At 77.7% G+C, this 3,353-nt stretch carries 4 protein-coding genes; 3 read left to right on the top strand and 1 reads right to left on the bottom strand.

Annotated features, from left to right (window positions below):
- The 3 genes from RIF68_RS36580 to RIF68_RS31765 all read left to right on the top strand — a co-directional run.
- A partial coding sequence (locus RIF68_RS36580; RefSeq protein ID WP_375165763.1) for a hypothetical protein occupies window positions 1–1,265 on the top strand: 1,265 nt, incomplete at its 5' end.
- 95 nt (window positions 1,266–1,360) lie between these two features.
- Window positions 1,361–2,149: a TIGR04222 domain-containing membrane protein gene (locus tag RIF68_RS31770; protein WP_309054727.1), complete on the top strand. Its 789-nt coding sequence runs from the start codon at window positions 1,361–1,363 to the stop codon at window positions 2,147–2,149.
- Between the two features lie 19 nt (window positions 2,150–2,168).
- Window positions 2,169–2,693, top strand: a complete 525-nt coding sequence (locus RIF68_RS31765) for a GNAT family N-acetyltransferase (protein WP_309054726.1) — start codon at window positions 2,169–2,171, stop codon at window positions 2,691–2,693.
- A gap of 108 nt (window positions 2,694–2,801) precedes the next feature.
- Here the strand turns inward: RIF68_RS31765 and RIF68_RS31760 are convergent.
- The coding region (locus RIF68_RS31760; RefSeq protein ID WP_309054725.1) for an AMP-binding protein at window positions 2,802–3,353 on the bottom strand (552 nt) is incomplete at its 5' end.

The following is a 3,353-nucleotide window of genomic DNA, read 5'->3' as shown; positions in this document are numbered from 1 at the left end:
TGATCGCGGGCACGACGGCCCTGCCGATCACCCACCGGAACTGGACGGACGAGTGGGTCACGGTCCGCTGCCGCGCCTGCGGCCGGGAGGACGACTGGCCGCACCCCGAGCTGGGCTGTGCCTGCGGCGCGGTGCTCCGGGTCCCGGTCCGCGCGGTGGACGGGACGGAACCGGACGGCGGCCACCCGGACCACACGCCCGGGGCGTCCGCGGCTCCAGGGGTACGCGAGGCTTCCGCGGCGCCCGGGGACCGGGAGGCCGCCGGTGCCGTCGAGGCGCCCGGGCCCCGCGCTCCCGACCGGCGTGACGGCGGTTCCGGCGCCGCGGAGGGGGCCGCGCCCGCGGCGGACGCCACCGGCCCCGTGGCCGGAAACGGCGGCGGGGCGCCCGTACCGCCCGTGGCGGGATCCGGCCCCGACGACGGCCCACCCCTCCGGCGGGAACCCGGGACACCGCGCCCGGGGATCCCCCTCACCGGCGGCCCGGGCCCGCTCGCGTACCGGCCGGGCACGGCCGCGGGCTCCGGCACCCCGTCCCGTACGACGGGGCTGCCCGGTTCCGCCGGCACGGGCGCGGGCGACCCTGCCGGTCCCCCTCCCCGCACCGCCGCGCGGACCCCCGGCTCGGACTGGTTCGGCCCGGGCCCCACCGGCCGGACCACCACGGACCCGGGGACGGGAGGGCCGCACCCCGGCGAGCCCGGGGCCACCGGACCGGCGGCCGGCGCGCCACGGGACGGAGAGCCGTCGCCCGAGGGTCCCGCGACCGCGCCCGGCGCGGACCCGGACCGGGCGGCGCCCCGCTCCCCCGCGCCCCGGCCCTTCGCCGAGCGCCATCCCGCCGACCTGCCGCCCCCGCTCGCCGCGCTCCGCCGGGCGCCCCTGCGGGCCGCCTTCCGGCCCGTGACGATCAGGACCGCGCGGGACGCGGTGGCGGCGGCCGCCGGCTACCTGCGGTGGCTCGGCTTCCGGGACGTGATCCAGCCCGAGGAGCGACCGGCCTCGGGGATCGACCTGCGCGGGCCGGGCCTGGTCGCCCAGGTCAACCCGAGCACCCGGCCGGCCGGACTGCGGGCCGTCGAGTGCCTGTGGCTCACCGGACTGAGCAGTTCCGCTGTCGGCGTCTTCTTCTCGCTGGCCGGCTACACCCCGGAGGCCCGCGCCCGCGCCGCCGAGATCGGACTGCCGCTGTTCGTCCTGGACCTCACCGGCACCCCGCAGCCCGTGAACCACGCGGCAGGCGAACTGGCCGAGGGCGGCGCCTGAACTCGTACAGCGGGCGCGCCATGTACACGAATTCGGCCAATCGCGCGTGATGATCACGCTTTCCCGGGCAGAACATCCACGGGGGGTGGGGCGTCATGCCGACGGGGACATGGTGGTTCATCGGAGCGGCGTGCGGCGAACTGCTCTGCGCCGCCCTGCTGTTGCACGTCCGGCGAATCCGCAGCGGGGGCGGCCCTCGGGGCTTCGAGCCCTCGCCGCAGGCGCTCGCCATGCTCCGCGGCGGGCCGCGGGCGGCCGTCACGGTCGCGCTCGTGGCCCTTCATCAGCGCGGGGCCGTCGCGGCGGGCCGTAAACGTACGATTCGGGCCAACGGCGGGCCGGGCCGCACCCCCGATCCCCTCCAGCTCGGTGTGCACCGGGCCCTGCGCCGGGCCCTCCCGCTGCGCGAGCTGGTCCCGCGCCCCGAGGCGCGGCGGCCCCTGGACGCGCTCCGGGCCGACCTGGGCCGGGCGGGGCTGCTGCGTCCGCCGCACCGGCGGCGCGCCGCCCGCGGGGTGCTGTGGTGTGTCCTCCCGACGGTGGCCGCCGGGCTGCTGGTCCCGGGCGCGGGGGCCGCGGCCCTCGCGGCCGGCACGGCCGCCCTCCTCGCCGCGGCGGTACTGCTGCTCGTGCCCCCGGCCACACCGGCGGCGCGGGACCTGCTCGCCGGCCTGCGCGAGCGGTACCCGCTGCCCTCGCACCGCAGCGCGGTGACGGACGGACGACTGGTGCAGCTGTACGTGGCGTTGTACGGGGATCCCGCGCTGGCGCTGTTCCTGCCCCGGTTCTCGCGCGACGGCGGGCTGCTCGACCGTCCTTTCGAGGCCGACGGGAACCAGCCGTCCCGGCGGCCCGGCCGCGACGCGGGCGGTGTCCTCCCGTGAGTCCGCGCCATACTGTGGTATGCGCATCAGAACGGCCTCTCCGGCTGAACTTCCGCTGCTCCAGGACATCGAACGGGCGGCCGGCGAGCCCTTCCGTTCCCTCGGCATGACCGCCGTCGCCGACGACGACCCGCTGCCCCTGGACGTCCTGGACACCTACCGCCGCGCGGGCCACGCCTGGGTCGCGGCGGACCCCGACGACCGGCCCGTCGCCTATCTCCTGGCCGAACCCGTCGACGGCGCCGCCCACATCGAGCAGGTCTCCGTCCATCCGGCCGTGGCCCGCCGGGGCATCGGCCGCTCGCTCATCGAGCACCTGGCGGCCGCCGCCCGGGACCAGGGCCTGGCGGCCCTCACCCTGACCACCTTCGCCGAGGTCCCGTGGAACGCCCCGTACTACACGCGGCTCGGCTTCCGCCCGCTCGACGACACGGACCCCGCGCTCACCGACGGTCTGCGGGCGATCCGCCGGGCCGAGGCGGCGCACGGTCTGGCCGCCTGGCCCCGCGTCTGCATGCGGCGCGAGCTGACCGGCCCCGCCTGAGGCGAGGACGGGGCCGGTGCGCGCGCGGCGGGGGCGGACGGGACCGGCGCCGGCGCGGCGGGGCGGGCCCGCGCGCCCGCCCACGCCTTCGCGCCGCGTACGGGAACCTCAGCCGCCGTCCCCGTACCGCTCGCGCAGTTCGACCTTGCGGACCTTCCCGCTCACCGTCATCGGGAACGCGTCCAGGACCTCCAGCCGGCGCGGGATCTTGTAGTGGGCGAGCCGGTCCCGGCAGAAGGCGGTGAGCTCCTCCAGAGTGGGCGGGTCGGCCGGGTCGCGCGGGATCACGCAGGCCAGGACCTCCTCGCCGTACCGCTCGTCCGGCACACCGACGACCTGCACGTCCGTGATCTTCGGGTGCCCGTGGAGGAACTCCTCGATCTCGCGCGGGTACACGTTCTCCCCGCCCCGGATGATCATGTCCTTGATGCGGCCGACGATCCGGACGTACCCGTCCTCCCGCATGACGGCCAGGTCGCCGGTGTGCATCCAGCGCCCGGCGTCGATCGCCTCGGCCGTCCTCTCCGGCTCGTCCCAGTAGCCGAGCATCACGCCGTAGCCGCGGGTGCACAGCTCACCGGCGGTCCCGCGCTCCACCGTGAGACCGGTCGCCGGGTCGACGATCTTCACCTCCACGTGGGGCATGACCCGGCCGACCGT

This window comes from Streptomyces sp. (assembly GCF_031178505.1).
GTDB lineage: Bacteria > Actinomycetota > Actinomycetes > Streptomycetales > Streptomycetaceae > Streptomyces > Streptomyces gulbargensis.
Note: the sequence above shows the minus strand (reverse complement) of the source record. Positions and strands in the feature narration are given on the sequence as shown.